Annotated in this window: 17 protein-coding genes; 11 read left to right on the top strand and 6 right to left on the bottom strand. The window is 72.9% G+C overall.

Features of this window, described 5'->3' with window-relative positions; all coding sequences use genetic code 11:
* Positions 1–49 precede the first annotated feature (49 nt).
* Genes ACFPL3_RS39675 through ACFPL3_RS39665 form a run of 3 tightly spaced genes read left to right on the top strand, consistent with a single transcriptional unit; the run spans position 50 to position 2,171 of the window.
* Positions 50–640, top strand: a complete 591-nt coding sequence (locus tag ACFPL3_RS39675; RefSeq protein ID WP_343944354.1) for a hypothetical protein — start codon at positions 50–52, stop codon at positions 638–640.
* A complete protein-coding gene (locus ACFPL3_RS39670) occupies positions 637–1,020 on the top strand; it encodes a hypothetical protein (RefSeq protein ID WP_343944353.1) in 384 nt (127 codons plus the stop codon). Before ACFPL3_RS39675 ends, ACFPL3_RS39670 begins: the two co-directional genes overlap by 4 nt.
* 5 nt (positions 1,021–1,025) lie before the next feature.
* On the top strand, positions 1,026–2,171 hold the full coding sequence (locus ACFPL3_RS39665) for a GDSL-type esterase/lipase family protein (protein WP_343944352.1): 1,146 nt from the start codon (positions 1,026–1,028) through the stop codon (positions 2,169–2,171).
* Between the two features lie 38 nt (positions 2,172–2,209).
* Here the strand turns inward: ACFPL3_RS39665 and ACFPL3_RS39660 are convergent, their stop codons facing one another.
* Complete coding sequence (locus tag ACFPL3_RS39660; RefSeq protein WP_343944351.1) at positions 2,210–2,599, bottom strand: cupin domain-containing protein; 390 nt, start codon at positions 2,597–2,599, stop codon at positions 2,210–2,212.
* A gap of 83 nt (positions 2,600–2,682) precedes the next feature.
* Here ACFPL3_RS39660 and ACFPL3_RS39655 point away from each other — a divergent pair, with 83 nt between their 5' ends.
* Positions 2,683–3,519: a universal stress protein gene (locus tag ACFPL3_RS39655; RefSeq protein WP_343944350.1), complete on the top strand. Its 837-nt coding sequence runs from the start codon at positions 2,683–2,685 to the stop codon at positions 3,517–3,519.
* Here the strand turns inward: ACFPL3_RS39655 and ACFPL3_RS39650 are convergent.
* From ACFPL3_RS39650 to ACFPL3_RS39635, 4 genes are all read right to left on the bottom strand, one after another.
* Positions 3,440–4,930, bottom strand: a complete 1,491-nt coding sequence (locus ACFPL3_RS39650) for an APC family permease (protein WP_343944349.1) — start codon at positions 4,928–4,930, stop codon at positions 3,440–3,442. The genes ACFPL3_RS39655 and ACFPL3_RS39650 overlap by 80 nt on opposite strands.
* Before the next feature lie 411 nt (positions 4,931–5,341).
* Positions 5,342–7,564 carry a xanthine dehydrogenase family protein molybdopterin-binding subunit gene (locus ACFPL3_RS39645; protein WP_343944348.1) on the bottom strand — a complete coding sequence of 741 codons (2,223 nt, stop codon included), beginning with the start codon at positions 7,562–7,564 and terminating at the stop codon, positions 5,342–5,344.
* Positions 7,561–8,541, bottom strand: a complete 981-nt coding sequence (locus ACFPL3_RS39640; protein ID WP_379590788.1) for an FAD binding domain-containing protein — start codon at positions 8,539–8,541, stop codon at positions 7,561–7,563. Before ACFPL3_RS39640 ends, ACFPL3_RS39645 begins: the two co-directional genes overlap by 4 nt.
* Before the next feature lie 3 nt (positions 8,542–8,544).
* Positions 8,545–9,147 carry a (2Fe-2S)-binding protein gene (locus ACFPL3_RS39635; protein WP_343944346.1) on the bottom strand — a complete coding sequence of 201 codons (603 nt, stop codon included), beginning with the start codon at positions 9,145–9,147 and terminating at the stop codon, positions 8,545–8,547.
* A gap of 163 nt (positions 9,148–9,310) precedes the next feature.
* On the opposite strand from ACFPL3_RS39635, the gene ACFPL3_RS39630 reads away from it, so the two are divergent.
* Positions 9,311–10,264 carry a cyclase family protein gene (locus tag ACFPL3_RS39630; RefSeq protein WP_343944345.1) on the top strand — a complete coding sequence of 318 codons (954 nt, stop codon included), beginning with the start codon at positions 9,311–9,313 and terminating at the stop codon, positions 10,262–10,264.
* 19 nt (positions 10,265–10,283) lie between these two features.
* A complete protein-coding gene (locus ACFPL3_RS39625; RefSeq protein WP_343944344.1) occupies positions 10,284–11,453 on the top strand; it encodes an alpha/beta hydrolase family protein in 1,170 nt (389 codons plus the stop codon).
* Here the strand turns inward: ACFPL3_RS39625 and ACFPL3_RS39620 are convergent.
* Entirely contained in the window at positions 11,428–12,330 is a 903-nt protein-coding gene (locus ACFPL3_RS39620; protein ID WP_343944343.1) for a LysR family transcriptional regulator, read from the bottom strand. The two genes, ACFPL3_RS39625 and ACFPL3_RS39620, sit on opposite strands and share 26 nt — an antisense overlap.
* Before the next feature lie 123 nt (positions 12,331–12,453).
* Here ACFPL3_RS39620 and ACFPL3_RS39615 point away from each other — a divergent pair, with 123 nt between their 5' ends.
* The 5 genes from ACFPL3_RS39615 (at position 12,454) to ACFPL3_RS39595 (ending at position 17,622) form a co-directional block, all read left to right on the top strand.
* Positions 12,454–13,470, top strand: a complete 1,017-nt coding sequence (locus ACFPL3_RS39615; protein ID WP_343944342.1) for a VOC family protein — start codon at positions 12,454–12,456, stop codon at positions 13,468–13,470.
* Between the two features lie 30 nt (positions 13,471–13,500).
* Complete coding sequence (locus ACFPL3_RS39610; protein WP_343944341.1) at positions 13,501–14,616, top strand: FAD-dependent monooxygenase; 1,116 nt, start codon at positions 13,501–13,503, stop codon at positions 14,614–14,616.
* Between the two features lie 94 nt (positions 14,617–14,710).
* Positions 14,711–15,685 carry an amidohydrolase family protein gene (locus ACFPL3_RS39605; protein ID WP_343944340.1) on the top strand — a complete coding sequence of 325 codons (975 nt, stop codon included), beginning with the start codon at positions 14,711–14,713 and terminating at the stop codon, positions 15,683–15,685.
* 103 nt (positions 15,686–15,788) lie between these two features.
* Positions 15,789–16,853: an ABC transporter substrate-binding protein gene (locus tag ACFPL3_RS39600; protein WP_343944339.1), complete on the top strand. Its 1,065-nt coding sequence runs from the start codon at positions 15,789–15,791 to the stop codon at positions 16,851–16,853.
* A gap of 4 nt (positions 16,854–16,857) precedes the next feature.
* Positions 16,858–17,622 (top strand): ABC transporter permease, encoded by a 765-nt coding sequence (locus tag ACFPL3_RS39595; RefSeq protein WP_343944338.1) that lies wholly within the window; start codon positions 16,858–16,860, stop codon positions 17,620–17,622.
* The last annotated feature ends 10 nt before the right edge of the window (positions 17,623–17,632 follow it).

Below are 17,632 nucleotides of genomic sequence, written 5' to 3'. Positions count from 1 at the left end.
TCGACTCGGAGCGGACGACACGGGCGTGCCGGGCGGGGAGGGTCGAGCCATGACCACAACGTCCACGTCGCCGCCGGAGCAGGGCTCTGCGCGGATCCCCACCGCGCCGTCCGCCCGGCGCCGCGGCGGGCCGGCGTCGCTCGCCCGCCGCGTGCTGCTGATCCTGCACCTGGCCACGAGCGTCGGGTGGCTCGGCGTGACCGCCACGTTCCTCGTGCTGACCGTGTGGCTGCTCGACGTCCGGGACCCGGCGACGCTGCGCACCGGCTACTTCTTCCACGAGCTGGCCGTCGTCTGGCTGGCCCGGCCCGCGGCGATCGGTTCGGCGGTGACCGGGCTGCTGCTGGTGCTGGTGGCCGGGCGGTTCCGCCGGTGGCGGCGGTGGATGTGGTGGGTGCCGGCGAAGTTCGTGGTGGTCGTCGCCACCGTCGTGGTGACGGTCAGCATCTCGCCGGAGGCGCTGGCCCACGCCGTCGAGCAGGCCGGCGCGGTCGGCACACCCGCCTACACCGACACCCAGTACGCGCTCGTGTGGGTGGCGGTCTACCACGTCGTGATGATCATCGCGGCGGCCGTGTTGTCGGTCTTCCGCCCCGGCGGCCGGTGCCGGCGGGGGCGACGCGTCGGGGGAGCGGCATGAGCGCCCGCGCGGTCCAGCTCACCGCGATCGTCGTGGCCGTCGCGGGGTACCTCCTCCTGTTCCTCGGTGGCGTGCGGGAGCTGCGGCCGTTCCCGCCGCCCGTCGCCGTCCTCGTGCCCGTCGCGCTCGCGGTGGCCCTCCTGCCGCGGCGGCGCTGGCCGAACGTCCTCGCCGCGGGCGTCTGCGCCGTCGCGCTGTCCGGTGCGCTGGTCATCTACCGGGCGACGTACGACCGGCTCGCCGAGCCGGCGCAGTTCCCGCTCTTCGCCGGCTCGGCGCTGCAGGTGTCCGGGCTCGCCGTGGCCGTCGTCGCCGGTGTGGTCGCGGCCCGGCGGCGCCGGGCGGGCGAGCGGGCGCCGAGCCGGTCCAGCAGCATGTGAGGACGATGGACACGATCACGATCACGCCCGACCTGGTGGCCGGGGCGCTCGAGTGGGAGCACACCGAGCACGGGCTGTTGCCGCACCGGCTCCCCGCCTGGGCCCGCGCGCAGGGCGACGGGCAGCTGGCGATGGCGGAGGCGCAGCCGTCCGGCGTGCGGCTGGCGGTGCGCACCCGGGCCACCGCCGTCGAGCTGGACACGCTGCGCACCAGGGTGGGCTACCGGGACATCCCGCCCCGGCCCGACGGCGTGTACGACCTCCACGTCGACGGTGAGCTCACGGCGCAGGCCACCACGACCGGCGGGAAGACCCTGCTCCTGGACATGACCACCGGCACGGCGGAGACGATCCCCGGCCCGCCCGGCACGGTCCGGTTCGCCGGGCTCCCCGATCGCCCGAAGGACGTCGAGATCTGGCTGCCGCACACCGAGATCACCGAGCTGGTGGCGCTGCGCGCCGACGCCCCGGTCGCACCGGTGCCGCGCACCGGGCGCCGGGTGTGGCTGCACCACGGCAGCTCGATCAGCCACGGCTCGAACGCCGCGAGCCCGTCGACGACCTGGGCCGCGCTGGCGGCCGCCCGCGCCGGCGTCGAGCTGATCAACCTGGGGTTCGGGGGCAGCGCCATGGTGGACCCGTTCACCGCGCGCGTGCTGCGGGACACCCCGGCGGACCTGATCAGCGTCAAGCTCGGCATCAACGTGGTGAACGGCGACGTGATGCGGCTGCGGGCGTTCGGCCCGGCCGTGCACGGCTTCCTCGACACGATCCGCGAGGGGCACCCCACCACACCCCTCCTGGTGGTGTCACCGATCCTCTGCCCGATCCACGAACGGACGCCGGGGCCGGGGGCGATCGACTTCAGCACCGGGACGCTGCGCTTCCGCGCCACCGGCGATCCGGCCGAGCGCGCCGCGGGCAAGCTGACGCTGGAAGCGGTGCGGGAGGAGCTGGCGCGCATCGTGGCGCAGCGCGCGCCGGGCGACCCCCACCTGTTCCACCTCGACGGCCGCGAGCTCTACGGCGAGGCGGACGCGGCCGAGCTGCCCCTGCCCGACGCCCTGCACCCGGACGCCGCGACCCACCAACGCATCGGCGAGCGGTTCGCCGCCCTGGCCTTCGCCGGAGGAGGACCGTTCGCGGCCTGACGGCCGCCGAGGTGCTCGGCGAGGTGCGTTCGATGGCGCTACCAGCGACCGTTCTCGAACCGGGCCTCGTCCGGGTTGTCCACGGGCCAGCTCGGGACGGTCGCCGCCACCACGCGCAGCCCGTCCGCGCCGGCCCGGAACTGGAACGTCGTGCCGAGCGGGATGGTCAGGCTCACCCCGGGCTCCAGCGCGGTGACCTCCTCGCGGCCGTCCTGGCTGCGCCACATCTCGCCCGTTCCCGAGGTGACGAACCAGATCTCCTCCACGGTGGCGTGCGACACGGCCTTCGCGGTCTGCCCCGGTGCGAGCTCGAACTGGGCGAAGCTCGCGACTCCGGGGAGCACGCACAGCGGCCGCACCGTGGAACCGTCCGGTGCAGCGACCACCGGAGCCTCGTCGAGCCGCATCGTCGTGAAGCGTTCGGTCATGATCATCAGGCTACGGCGGTGCGAGCCACTTCATCCCGTCCGGGGGATGCGACGCCTGCGCCGGCCCGGCTACACCAGCGCCGATGAGCGCACCGGAGGACCGGCGGTGGATCGTCGTCGGGATCGACGGCTCGCCGCGCGCGCTGGACGCCGTGCGGTGGGCCGCGGCCGAGGCGGCCCGGCGGGGTGCCGGGCTGCGCCTGGTGACCGCGGTGGAGGGGCCCGATCGCCCGATGCTCGGGTTCCCGGTCGAGGCGATGCTCGAGCCGGTGGGCAGGGACGTCGAGGACGCGGCGGCCGTGGCGGCCGAGGTCGCACCCCCGGTGCCGCTCGATCGGAAGGTCGAGGTGGGCCACCCGGTCGCCGTGCTCGTCGCCGAGTCGCGCCGCGTCGAGCTGCTGGTGGTCGGGGCGAGCGGGTTCGGGCGGATCGCGGCCGCCCTGGCCGGTTCGGTCGCGATCGGAGCGGCCACGCACGCGGCGTGCCCGGTGGTGGTCGTCCGGGGCGAGCGGCCCGACGGCACCGCCCCGGTGGTGCTCGGTGTCGACGCGTCACCGGTCGGGGAGGGGGCGATCGCCTTCGCGTTCGAGGCCGCGGCCGCGCGGGGCGTGCCCCTCGTCGCGGTGCGCACGTCGGGTGGGCGGCGCCGTGGCGAGCGGAGCGCACCGCAGTGGGGCGAGCTCGACGGGTGGACCGAGCGCCACCCCGGCGTGGACGTGCGACGGATCGTGGGCCACGACCACCCCGCACACCGGTTGCTCGAGCTGTCGGGGGAGGCGCAGCTCGTCGTGGTCGGGTCGCGCGGGCACGGGGAGCTCGTCGGGTTGATCCTGGACTCGGTCAGCCACGCCATGGTGCACGGGGCGGCCTGTCCGGTTGCCGTCGTGCGACCCCGTGGACCTGCCGAGGAGGTGCGGTGAACCCGCGCGCGGGGACCGGGGTGCGAGCCGGGTGCGCCATCCGGACCGGCGGGTGGGGCGGGTGCGGCACCGGCCTCCTCACCGGCGCCCTCGGCAGCTCGACCGTTCTCTGGTCGACGCCCGCAAACGCGGGGACGCGGAGCGGGACCGTGGGGAACTCGATCGTGGCGGGCTCGGCCGGATCGACGGCGGGAGCGCGGCGACCGAACAGCGCGACCACGCCGAGGGCCAGGAGGAACGCGGCCCAGGACAACCACATCGACTGCCCTCCGATCACGGTGACGGCCACGACGGTCGCTGCACCCACGGCGGCGACGGCCTTCGGGCCCGTGCCCGGGGCCAGCACGGCGAAGGCGGCGACACCGATCCCGTACAGCACGAAGTAGAGCCCGCCGGTCACCCCGAACAGGACTTCGAGCGGGAAGAGCCCGCTCGCGCTGAGCGCGGCGATCGGGGTCAGCACCGAGCCCACCGCCAGCACGGCGTACACCGGGTTCCCGTCCGCGTCCCGGGTCCTCGTGAGCACGGCAGGCAGGTAGCCGCTGCGGGCCAACCCGAAGATCAGCCGGGACAGCGCGAACGTCGCCGCGAAGACGTTGGCGACGATGCACGCGGTCACCACGAGCAGCGTCGCCGGCTCGGCGAGCGAGCCGAGCGACCGCTGCGCGAGTGCCAGCAGGGGCGCCGAATCCAGGCGCGGATCGGTGGAGTCCACGGCGACCAGCAGACCCAGCAGCAGGATCGCGTAGAGGGCGACCACGATCACGTAGGACGTCGCGAAGATGCGCGGGATCAGGTCGGACCGTTTGTGCTCCTCGAAGGTGAACGCCACCGTTTCCCACCCGGCGAACGCGACGTAGACGGCGGTGAGGACGATGCCGAGGTCGCCCTCGGGGAGGGTGTCCGCCGGTGGCGGCACGAATCCGTGGACGCCCAACGCGGCCACGGAGATGCAGGTGACCAGGACGAACAGCCCGGTGATGAGACCGACCTGCACCCGGCTCGACAGGTTCGCGCCGATGTGGGCCGCGGCCGTCGCCCCGACGAGCACGATGATCGGGAACGACCAGGTGGCGGACTCGACGCCGGAGAACTGGGCGATGTAGCGCCCGCCGGTCGTGGCGGTGGCCGGGATGATGGAGAGCAGCCCGATGGCCGCGATGATCCCGACGGCGCGCCCCGTGGTCCTCCCGAGCGCGACCTCGGCGTAGTGGGCCACCCCCGATGCCGACGGATAGCGGCGGCCGAGCCACCCGTAGCAGCACAGCAGGGGGATGACCGAGACCGCGGCGATCGTCCACGGCAGCCACGCCGACCGGCCGAGCTGGTGGTAGCTCACGCCCGGGAGGATCATCATGCCGCTGCCCAGCACGGCGGACAGCGCCATGAACGTGCCCGCCACGGCGCCCATCGACTTCCTCAAGTTGTGCACATCAGTCCAAGCGCTCAGTGCGTGCGGGAACGGCTGCGTACGGGTCGGCTCAGCCGGTCACCCGAGGTCGGGGCGGGGCCGGCGGCGCTGCCGGGGGAGATCGACCGCCGAGCCCGAGCCGATGCAGCCGGCCGCGCGGAGGAGGAGCTCGACGCGCGCGCCGTCGAACCGTCCTCCGGCACGGATCGCGGGTGGCGTCCCCGCACCGCAGACCCGTCGGTGCCCCGGTCGGTCGCCGGCGGGCCCGCGTGTCCGACTCATCGCTGCTGCATCCCCCGTCACGTCCCGGATCCGGCGAAGGGCCGATCGCGGGCGTGACGCTAAACGGGTGAACGCCTCCCGTCTTCACCCCTGAGGGGCAGACCGTCGGTACCCCTGACGGAGTAGCTGTCACCCCAGCAGGGTTTCGGGGGTGATCGGGAGCTGCCGCACGCGGCGCCCGGTGGCGTGGAAGACCGCGTTGGCGATCGCGGGCGCCACCCCGACGAGCACGATCTCGCCCAGGCCTTTCACCCCGAGCGGATCGGCCTGGGTGTCCTCGCCGTCCACGTAGATCGCGCGGAGGTCGGGGATGTCGGCGTTGACCGGCACGAGGTAGTCGGCGAGGTTGGCGTTGACGATCCGGCCGTCGCGGTGGTCGGTGACCGTGTGCTCGAGCAGGGCCTGGCCGATGCCGCCGATCATGCCGCCGTGCGCCTGGCTGTCGGCGAGCCGCGGGTTGACGATCCGGCCCGCGTCGAAGACCCCGAGCATGCGCCGGACCCGCACCAGTCCCAGCCGGGCGTCCACCGCGACCTCGGCGAAGATCGCGCTGTAGGCGTACATCGAGTGGGCGGCTTCCTCCGGGGGCTCGTAGGAGCCCATCACCTCGAGGTGGGCGCGGCCGGAGCGGGCCAGGAGCTGCTGGTAGGTCTCCCCGCGTGTGAGGTCGTTGGGGAGGTGCATGTGCCCGTCCCGCACCACCACCTCGTCCGGGTTCGCGCCGTGCAGCGGCGAGCGCTCGTCGGCGACGGCCAGCCCGATCGCCTGGCGCCGCAGGGCGTCGCAGGCGTTCTGGACCGCCGACCCGACGCTGGCCATCGTCCACGCGAGGGCCTGCGCCGGGGCGGTCGGCATCGTGGAGTCGCCGAGCCGGAACTCGACGGTGTCCATCGTCAGGCCGAGCGCGTCAGCCGCCACCTGCGACATCGAGGTTGCGGTACCGGGACCGATGTCGCTGGTGGCGGACTGCACCACGGCCCTGCCGCCGGCGTCGAGGCTGACGTGCGCCTGCGCGTTCATCCGCTCGGTCGGGTAGGCGCCCGCGGCCATGCCCATGCCCATCAGCCAGTCGCCGTCGCGGGTGCCGCCCGGCGTGGGGTTGCGCCGGTCCCAGCCGAACTCGCGGGCACCGATCGCGTAGCAGTCGTGCAGCCGCCGGGTGGAGAACGGCAGCCCGGTCGCGAGGTCCGCGCTCGGTTCGTTGCGCATGCGCAGCTCGATCGGGTCGATGCCCAGCTCGTGGGCGAGCTCGTCGAGGGAGCACTCGAGCGCGTAGGCGGCGGTCGACCACCCCGGCCCCCGCATCCACGTGGGCGTGTTCACGTCGAGGGGCACGAGCCGCACGTCCTGGGCGACGTGCGGGGTGGCGTAGAGCATCCGCCCCAGCGCGAGGTCGTCGTTGTGGGTCTCGTAGCGCGACGTCTCCCCGCGCACGTCGTGGACCATCGCGGACACCCGGCCCTGCCGGTCGCTGCCCAGCCGCACCGCGTACTCGTACGCGGGCCGGTAGCCGATGCCGGCGTAGAGCTGCTTGCGGGTCATGACCAGCTTCACCGGACGCCGCACTTCGCGCGCGGCCAGCGCCGCGATCACCGAGTGCACCCAGGTGCGCCCGCCGCAGCCGAAGGCGCCGCCGACGAACGGCGAGAAGCAGCGCACCTCGTCCTGGGGGATGTCGAAGGCCGCGGCGAGCTCGTTGCGCGGGTCGGTGACCCACTGGGTCTTCTCCCACACGGTGAGCCGGTCGCCGTCCCAGCGGGCCACGACGGCGTGCGGCTCCATCGCGTTGTGGTGGTTGCGCGCGAGCCGGTAGTCCATCTCCAGCCGGACCTCGGCGGCCGCGAGTGCCGCCTCGGCGTCGCCCCGCGCGTAGACCTCCGGCTCGCCCGCGGGGGCGCCGGACAGGTCGGTGACCGGCGGCACGGCGTCGTAGCCGACCTCGACGAGGCGCGCGCCGTGCCGGGCCTCCTCCAGCGTGCCCGCCACGACCACGGCGATCGGCTGGCCGAAGAACCGCACCTGGTCGTCCTGGAAGGCGCGCAGCCGCTCCCCGGGCGGGTTGATCGAGTCCGGGAACGGGTTGTCGCGGTAGGGCAGCCGCGGGGCGTTGCCGTGGTGGATCACCCGGAGCACCCCCGGCAGGGCCTCGGCGGCCCGCGTGTCGATCCCGGTGATGCGGCCGCGGCCGACGGTGCTCTCGACGAGGACGGCGTGCACGACGCCGGTGACGCCGTCGTCGGGACCGTGGTCGGCCGCGTACGTGGCCTGCCCGGTGACCTTGAGCCGGCCGTCCACCCGCGGCTGGGGCGTGCCGACGGCGGTCTGCGGCTGGATCATCTGAGGACGGGTCACCGTTCGCCTCCCACGACACGCAGCTGGCGCTCGACGGTGCGCCGCAGCAATTCGATCTTGAACGCGTTGTGCTCCAGCGGCCGGGCGCCCTCGGTGGCGGCGGCCGCCGCGTCGGCCCACAGCTGGGGCGACGGGCGGTTGCCGACCAGGCGCCGTTCCACCGCGGGCAGGCGCCAGGGCACGGTGCCGACCCCGCCGGCGGCCACCGCGGCGGAGCGGATCACCCCTGCCTGCACGTGCAGCACGACCGCGGCCGAGGTGAGGGCGAACTCGTAGCTCTGCCGGTCGCGCACCTTGAGGTAGCCGGACGCGAGCGGCCGCGGGTGGGCGGGGATCTCGACGGCCGTGACGAGCTCGCCCGGGCGGATGTCCTGCTCCCGGTCGGGCGTGGTGCCCGGCTGCAGGTGGAACGCGGTGAACGGCACGCTGCGCTCCCCGTCCGGCCCGCGCAGGTGGACGGTGGCGTCGAGCGCCGCGAGCGCGACGGCGAGGTCGGAGGGGTGCGTGGCGACGCACGCCTCCGAGGTGCCGAGGATCGCGTGCCCGCGGTTGACGCCCTCCCGAGCGGCGCACCCCGATCCGGGGAGCCGCTTGTTGCAGGTGGCACTGACGTCGCGGAAGTAGGGGCAACGGGTGCGCTGCATGATGTTGCCGCCGATCGTGGCCATGTTGCGCAGCTGCGCCGACGCGCTCAGTTCCAGCGCCTCGGCCACCACCGGGTAGGCGTCGCGCACCGCGGGGTGGGCCGCGACGTCCGCCATCCGCGCGAGCGCGCCGATGCGCAGGCCGCCGTCCGGGGTCGGGGCGACGTCAGCGAAGGGGAGCGCGCTGATGTCGACCAGCTCGTCGGGGTGCTCGACGGTCTCGCGCATGAGGTCGACCAGGGTGGTGCCGCCCGCGATGTAGCGCCCGCCGCGCTGCCCGCCGCGCAGCGCGGACTCGACGTCGGAGGCACGGGTGTAGGAGAACGGGAACACGGCTCACGCCTCCCGGGCGGCTTGCTCGACCGCCCTGACGATCTTGACGTAGCAGCCGCAGCGGCAGATGTTGCCGCTCATCCACTCCCGGATCTCCTCGGCGGATCCGGTGCGGCCCTCCCGGATGCAGCCGACGCCGGACATGATCTGGCCGGGGGTGCAGTAGCCGCACTGGAACGCGTCCTGCTCCACGAACGCGCGCTGCAGCGGGTGCAGCTCGGCGTCGCCGGGGGCGAGGCCCTCGATCGTGGTGACCTCCGCGCCCTCCAGCCGGACGGCCAGCGTCAGGCAGGCGTTGACGCGGCGGCCGTCGACGAGCACCGTGCACGCGCCGCAGGCGCCGGCGTCACAGCCCTTCTTCGTGCCGGTCAGGTGCAGGTGTTCGCGCAGGAGGTCGAGCAGCGAGGTCCGGTTGTCGACGTCGAGGGTCACCGCGGTGCCGTTGACCCGCAACGACACCCGGCCCGAGCCCTCCGGTGGCGCGTCGAGCGCGTCGGTGCCGGACTGGGCGAGGTAGGTCACGGCGACGGCACCGCCGGTCGCGACGCCGGTGGCGGCGATGAACGTGCGCCGGGACACGGTCCACGGCGTGCGTGTTTCGGTCACGCAGGAACCGTATCAATCTCTTGATGACAGTCAACCGATTGGGCAGTTAATCGATACTGTCGATGGCTGGTATCGACAGTCATCACTGTTGTGCCTGAGTGGTCGCGGTTACCGTTTGCGGCGCCACCCGATCCGTTCCCCGTCCACGGAAGGCAGCGCTGCGATGGACGACACCAGGTTGCTTCGGGACTACATCGCGAAGTGCTCGAACTGGGGGCGCTGGGGCGACGACGACCAGGTCGGCGCGCTGAACCTCGTCGGGCCCGACCAGGTGCGCCGGGCCGCCGGGCTGGTGCGCAAGGGCGTCTCGATCTCGTTGACCCTGCCCTACGACCAGCGCGGGCCGCAGCCCGGCGGATTCCGCAACAACCCGCAGCTGTTCGCGACGGCGACCGGTCTGGACCACGTCTCCGGGGCGCAGGAACCACTGCCGGGCGGGTTCGGCCCGGCCCGTGGGTTCGGGTTCCACGACGACCTGCTGGTGATGCCCACGCAGTGCGGCACGCAGTGGGACGCGCTGTGCCACATCTTCTGGGAAGGCCGGATGTGGAACGGGCGGTCGGCGGGGGAGGTCACGAGCCGGGGCGCCGCGGCCAACGGGATCGAGAACTACACGGGCCGCATCGTCATGCGCGGCGTGCTGGTCGACGTCCCCGCCCACCGGGGCGTGGACGCGTTGCAGCCGGGCGAGGCGATCACCCCCGACGACGTCGAGAGCGTCCTCGCCGCACACGACCTGGAGGTGGAGCCGGGCGACGCGCTGCTGGTCCGCACCGGGTTCATGGCGGCCCGGCGGGGCGACTGGGGCGACTACGCAGGCGGCCCGGCGCCCGGGCTGTCGCTGCACATGGCGCCGTGGCTGCGCGTGCACGACGTCGCCGCGGTGGCCACCGACACGTGGGGTGTGGAGGTCCGGCCCAACGAGATCGGCTATTTCCAGCCGCTGCACATCGTCTCGCTGGTGCACGGCGGGATCGCGTTCGGAGAGATGTTCGACCTCGACGCGCTGGCCGCGGACTGCGCCGCCGACGGGGTCCACGAGTTCATGTTCGTCGCTTCCCCGCTGCCGCTCACCGGTGGTTCCGGTGCCCCGGTGAGCGGGCTGGCGATCAAGTGATCGGCGAAAGGGCGGCACCGTGTTCGAACCGTTCCCGGACAAGTACGTGTGGAACCTGTCTGTCGGGATCGCGCTGGCGGTCGGCGGGCTGATCGGCGAGGTCGACCGCGCCTGCCGCCCGCTGCGCGACCTGCCGTCGGACGACGAGGACGAGGCCACGCAGGCGTTCTTCCGCTCCTGGTGCGCGGTGGCCGACAACCTCGTCGAGCTCGCGGAGGACGACGAGAAGCGGCACCGGCTCACCAGCGCGGGGGCCAAGTACGGGCGCGCGGCGGTGTACTACCAGACCGCCGAGCGGATGCAGGCGCACTCGTTCGAGCCGCGCCGGGCCGCGTACCGCAAGGCGCTGGACAGCTTCGGCCGGTACCTGGAGCTCACCGGGCAGCCCGCGGAGCAGGTGGAGATCCCCTTCGGGGAGGCGAGCCTGCCCGGGATCCTGGTGCGCCCGGACACCGACGAGCCGGTGCCGTGCGTGCTGTTCTTCAACGGCCTGGACAGCACGAAGGAGCAGATCTACGGCACCGGGACCCCCGCGGAGCTGCGCCGCCGCGGCATCGCCACGTTGATGGTCGACACGCCCGGCGCCGGCGAAGCGCTGCGGTTGCGCGGTCTGACCGCCACCCCGGAGACCGAGGGGTGGGCGGGCGCGTGCATCGACTACCTCGCGACGCGGCCGGACGTCGACGAAGGGATGGTCGGCATGCTGGCCTGGTCGCTCGGCGGCTACTACGGGCCGCGGGCCACGGCGTTCGAACCCCGGATCCGGTTCGGCGTGGCCTGGGGCTCGAACTACGACTGGGGGCAGGTCCAGCTCGATCGGTTGAAGAACCAGGGCGACCGCCCGGTGCCGCACTACTGGGAGCACGTCCAGTGGGTGTGGGGCTGCCGCGACCTCGACGAGTTCCTCGAGCTCGCGCCACGGATCACGCTGCGCGGCGTCGTCGACCGGATCCGCGTGCCGTTCCTCGTGGTCCACGGCGAACGCGATCGGCAGATCCCGGTGCGCTACGCCCACGACCTCTTCGACGACCTGGTCAACAGCCCGAAGCGGGAGCTGAAGATCTTCACCGACCGTGAGGGGGGCGTCGAGCACTGCAGCATCGACAACCTCCCGGTCGTGCGCGACCACATCTGCGACTGGATCGGCGAGACGGTGGCCGAGCTCAGAGGTCGTCCGCGATCTCGGTGATGCACGACCGGAGCCAGCTGTGGGCGGGGTCCTGCGTGTGGCGCGGGTTCCAGTACATCGCCTCGACGATCGGGCGCAGCGGCACCGGCGGTTCCAGAAGCCGGAGCCGCGCCTGCTCGGCCACCCGCGCGGCGAGCCGCTCGTGCACGAGGCTGACCAGCCTGGTTCCGGTGAGCAGGAACGGCGTGATCACGAAGCTCTGCGTGCGCACCTCGATGCGCCGTTCGATCCCGACCTCCTCGAGCTCGCTCTCGCCGAGCGCCTGCAGCGGGCCGACCCGGTAGGACAGGTAGGGCAGCCGGGCGAACTCCTCGGCGGTGACGCGCTCGCCGACGTCGGAGTTGTCGCGATCGGCGGCCAGGACGAACCGGTCGCTGAACAGCCGGACGTGCGGGAACTCCTCCCGGCGCACCAGCGCGGTCGGGATGATCAGCAGGTCGACCTGGCCGCGCCGCAGCTGGTCGGTGAAGTCCGGCTGCAGCGGCACGACGTTGACGCCGATGCCGGGCGCCTCCACCCCGAGCCGCGCGAACAGCGGGCGCAGCAGCACCAGCGTGACGTAGTCGCTGGCCACGATCGTGAAGGACCGCTGATCCGTGGCCGGGTCGAAGCCGGCGCGGGAGCCCAGCACGGCCTCGATCGCCACGATCGCCTCCCGCACGGGCGCGGCCAGCGACTCCGCGAGCGGGGTGGGCACCAGCTTGCGGCCCTCCCGCACCAGCAGTGGGTCGTCGAAGTGCTTGCGCAGCCGGGCCAGCGACGCGCTCATCGCGGGCTGGCCCACCAGCGTGCGCTCGGCGGCTCGCGTCACGTTGCACTCGGTGAGCAGGGCGTCGAGCGCCACGAGCAGGTTGAGGTCGATTCCGCTCAGGGCCATCCGTATCCCATCGACACCAGCGATATATGTCATCGACAGCAATCGTTTCCGATGCTGTGTGGCGGGTCATACCGTACCTCCTGTATCCACCTCAAGTTCTTGATCGTCACGAAGGGACTGGCAATGACCAGGTTGCTCGGCCACCTCGTCTCACTGGAGATCACGAGCCCCGACGTGGCGGCGTCCGCAGCCTTCTACGAGGAGCGGTTCGGCCTGCGTGTGATCGACCGGATCGGCGAGCGGGTGTACCTGCGCTGCTGGGGCGACCACTACCACCACAGCCTCGTCATCGCCCCGGGCTCCGACGCCGGCCTCGCGGACATGACGTGGCGCACCGAGAGCGAGGCCGCGCTCGACGAGCTCGCCCGCCGCGTCGAGGCTGCCGGGGTCACCGGCGAGTGGCGCACCGACGAGCACGCCCAGGGTCGGACCTACACGTTCGTGGGTCCCTACGGGCACCGGATGAGCCTGGTGTGGGAGGTGACCGACTTCGTGGCCGAGCCCGGGTTCGAGTCGGTGTACCCGGACCGGCCCGAGCGCCGCAGCAGCCACGCGGCCGCCCCGCGGTTCCTCGACCACGTGACCATCGCGGCAGGCGACGTCCGCGGGTTCGCCCAGTGGTACTCCGACGTGCTCGGGTTCCGCGTGATGGCCTACACCGACCTGGAGGACGCCCCGGTCACGGTGTTCTCGGTGCTGACGACCAACGAGAAGTCGCACGACCTCGGCATCGTGATCGACACCTCCGACGCCCCCGGCCGGGTCCACCACATCGCGTTCTGGGCCGACCACCCCGAGGATCTCCTGCGCACCGCCGACCTCCTGATCGAGAACGGCACCGCCATCGAGTACGGGCCGTCCGTCCACGGCATCGGCGAGCAGAACTTCCTGTACTTCCGCGAGCCCAGCACGCTGCGCGTCGAGGTCAACTCGGGCGGCTACCGCAACTACGTGCCGGACTGGAAGCCGCGCACCTGGCTGCCGTCGCAGGGCTCGAACAACTTCTACCGCAACTGGGACATGCCCGACTCGATGATGGAGGCGTTCCCCACGGCCGCGGGTCTCACCGCCACGGAGGACGGCGCGTCGCCGCAGCTGCACGAGGCACTGACCAATCCGTGGGCCACGAAGACGTCCTGAACACCAGCGATCCCACAGCGAGGTGGAGCCATGACACGAGTTCTGATCGTCGGCGGCGGGATCAGCGGACTCGCTGCATCCCTCGTGCTGGCCCGGCAGGGGATGGACGTCGACCTCGTCGAGCGCAGCTCCCGGGTCGAGGCCCTGGGCAGCGGGATCACCCTGATCGGGCCCGCCCTGCGGGCGCTGGACGACCTCGGGGTGGTCGACGAGTGCCTCGCCGGCGGGTACGGGAGCACGCAGTTCCACATCCGCACCCCGGACGGCGGGGAGATCGCGAACCTCCCGCTGCACCCGAGCCGGCCCGGGCTGCCCGGCCTGCTGGGCATGAAGCGCCCGCAACTGCACCGGATCCTGTTCGATCGCGCGGTCTCGGAAGGGCTGGCCGTGCGCACCGGCGTCTCGCCGACGGCGATCGAGAACCGGGAGGACGCGGCCGCCGTCGCCTTCAGCGACGGCGCGAGCGCCGAGTTCGACCTGGTCGTCGGGGCCGACGGGCTGCGCTCGACGGTGCGCGACCTCGTCTTCGGCCCCGTGCGCCCGACCTTCCAGGGGCAGGCCTGCATCCGGGTCATCCTGCCGCGCCCCGCCGAGATCGATCAGGAGATGCAGTTCCACGGCTGCCGGTACCGGCACGTCGGGTTCACGCCGATCGGTCCCGACAGCATGTACCTGTACTGCTGCGTGCCCGTGCCCGACGCCACGCGGCCGCCGCAGGAGGACCTGCCGCGCATCCTGCGCGAGTACCTGGCACCGTTCGGTGGCCCGGTCGCCGCGGCCCGCGAGCACATGACCGACCCCGACCTGGTCAACTACGCGGTGCTCGAGACGATCCTCGTGGATCCGCCGTGGCACTCCGGGCGCACCGTCCTCGTCGGCGACGCCGCGCACTGCACCACTCCCCAGCTGGCCGCGGGCGGTGCCATGTGCCTGGAGGACACGCTCGTGCTCGGGGCGGAGCTGGCATCGGCGTCGTCGATCCCGGCCGGGCTGAAGGCGTACTCGGAGCGCCGGTTCGACCGGTGCCGCTATGTGGTGGAGAGCTCGGTGCAGCTCAGCGCCTGGCAGATCCTGCCCGAGACGCCCGACGAGGAGCAGCGGCGGCTGTTCGGTGAGGCCGTCGCGGTCCTCGCCGGCCCGTACTGAGTCGCGGCATCCCGGAATTTCGCGGGATATGTGTGTTGCCTGTAATCAAGATCTTGATGCACACTCACGACTTCACGACTTCCGGAGGTGGGCCATGCGGTACGTCGCACTGGAGGAGGCGTTCGCCGTCCCCGAGCTCGCGTCCCGCCAGCCGGCCAGCGAGATGCGGATCCGGGTCACCGACTCCTACGCCGCGATGTGCGGCCGCAAGCTTGTCGACTTCGAGGAGCACCGGCTGCCGGACATGGACGCCCACGGCATCGACGTGCAGGTGCTGTCGCTGACCGTCCCCGGCATCCAGGCCGACACCGACTCCGCCGCAGCACGGGACAACGCACGGTTCGCCAACGACTTCCTGGCCGAGGTGGTCGCCCGCCACCCCACGCGGTTCCAGGGCTTCGCCGCGCTCCCGACGCAGGACCCGGAGGCCGCGGCCGCGGAGCTCGAGCGAGCGGTGACGCAGCTGGGCTTCCGCGGCGCGCTCGTCAACGACCACGCTCACGGGCGCTACCTCGACGACCCCGACTACGCGCAGCTGTGGAGCACGTTCGAGCGGCTGGGGGTGCCGCTCTACCTGCACCCCGGATCGGTCCCCGCCGACGACTGGCACGTGCTGGCGGGGCGGCCCGAGCTGTACGGCGCGAGCTGGAGCTGGCAGGCCGAGACCGGCGGGCACGCCCTGCGGCTGGTCTACGCCGGCGTCTTCGACCGGCACCCGGCCGCCACGGTGATCCTCGGCCACCTGGGCGAGTTCCTGCCGTTCCAGAAGTCGCGGCTCGACAGCCGGTATCGGACGCTGCAGGTCGACCAGCCCCTGCAGCAGCCGCCGTCGAGCTACATCGGCCGCAACATCCTGCTCACCACCAGCGGGGTTCTCGCCCCCGAGGCGGTCGAGGCCGCCGTGCTCACCGCGGGCGAGGACGCGGTGATGTTCTCGATCGACTACCCGTACGAGGAGACCGCCGCCGCGGTGACGTCCGTCGAGAAGGCGGATCTGAGCCTCGAGGCCAAGGAGAAGGTCGCCCACCGCAACGCCCGGCGGGTGCTGCGGCTGCCGCAGGAGGCGTGAGCCCGCGGTCCGGCGGCCGGGCCCCCTGCGGCCGCCGGACTGCTCCCCGGATCCAAAGCCCCACCCCACCGCCGCAACGGAGCGAGGAAGAGGTGCCACGGCCATGCACAGCACGCCAGATCGATCCACCCGGGTGGTGCGGTGGCCGGCCCGACTGGCCGCCACGATCACCACAGCCGCCGCCGTCGCCCTGACCGGCTGCGGCGCGGGCGGCGCCCAGGTTGAACAGACCGAGTCCGGGCTGACCCGGCTGGTCGTCGACTACGGCGCCACCGCCAACACCGCCCAGCTGTCGCTGGGCATCCGCCAGGGGATCTTCGAGCGGCACGGCCTCGAGATCCAGCAGCTGCCGGGTACCGGCGCCAGCGCCAACAGCGTCGCCCTGCTGCTGAACGGGCAGATCCAACTGGCCGTCGGCGAGATCACCGCGGTGCCCGCGGCGGTGGCCGCCGGGTTCCCCGTGCAGATCGTCGCCTCGATGATGGCCGACTACACCTCGCCGACCGGCGACGTGTTCTCCCTGGTCGTGGCAGGCGACAGCGACATCCGCTCGTTCGCCGACCTGCAGGGCCGCCGCGTCGCGGTCAACGCGCTGGAGAGCATCTTCGACCTGTCGGTGCTCGAGGCGGTGCGGGCGGCCGGGGGTGATCCGGCGGCGGTCGAGCTCGTCGCCGTGCCGATGGAGGACCAGGTCGCCGCGCTGCGGCAGGGCCGTGTCGACGCGGTCAACACCGTCCAGCCGTTCGCCGGCCGGCTGGTGGCCGACGGCTTCCGCTCGGTCGGCAACCCCGTCACCGAGGCGCTCGGTCCGCGCAGCATCTCCGGCGTGCTGACGGCGTCACAGCAGTTCGTGGAACAGAACCCGGACGCGGTGGGGCGCTTCGTGCGGGCGTGGGACGAGGCCACCCGGTACGCCAACGAGCACCCCGAGGAGATCCGCGCGACGATCGCGGAGCTGACCGGAGCCCCGCCCGAGGCGGTGGCCCGGCTGCCCCTGCCGTGGTACGTCAGCGGCGTCGACCGCCGGTCGGCCGAGGCGGTGACCCGGTTGATGGTCGAGCACGGCCGACTGGAGACCGCCCCGGCGCTCGACGCCTTCGTGTGGGCGCAGGCGCCGGAGGCCACCGGCCTGACGACGCCGCCGCAGCACCTGCAGATCTCGGGCTGACGCCATGAAGCCCACCGTCCTGTTGCCGGTCGTCACGACGGCCGCGCTGCTCGCGATCTGGGAGGCGCTGTCGGGCTCCGGCGCGCTCCCTCCCGAGATGCCGCCGGTCACCGACATCGCCGCCTGGCTGTGGGCCGGCCTCGGCACCGCCGGACTGTGGACGGCGATCGCGCAGACGCTCGCCCACTGGGCGCTCGCCCTGCTGGCCGGTGTGGTGCTCGGCGCGGTCGCCGGTGCCGCGATGGCGGCGATCCCCGTGGTCAACGAGCTGCTGCTCGGCACCGTCGAGTTCTTCCGCCCGATCCCCGTGGTGGTCTACCTGCCGATCATGCTGTTGCTGCTCGGTGCCACGTCCGAGGTGGTCGTCACGCTCGCGGCGCTGGGGGCGCTGTGGCCGATGCTGCTGCAGACGTTCTACGGCGTGCAGGACGTCGACCCGGTCTCGCGCGACACCGCGCGGGTGTTCGGGCTGACGCCGGTGCAGCGGCTGCTGTGGGTCACCGCCCCGAGCGTGTTGCCCTACTTCTCCACCGGCGTGCGGATCGCCTCGACGATCACGCTGCTCGTAGCGATCGCGATGGAGCTGCTCGGCGCCGTTCCCGGCCTCGGCAACACGCTGGGAACCTACGCCGCCAACGGCCTCTACGCCGCCACGTACGGGTCCATCGTCGTCGCGGGCCTGCTCGGGGTTCTGCTCAACGCGGCGTTCGAACGGCTGGAACGGCGGGCTCTCACCTGGCACGCGTCCCACCGGCACCGGATCGCGTGAGGAGGCCACC

The sequence above is a fragment of the Pseudonocardia zijingensis genome (genome assembly GCF_042657305.1).
Taxonomy (GTDB): domain Bacteria; phylum Actinomycetota; class Actinomycetes; order Mycobacteriales; family Pseudonocardiaceae; genus Pseudonocardia; species Pseudonocardia zijingensis.
This window is presented reverse-complemented; position numbering and strand designations above follow the sequence as displayed.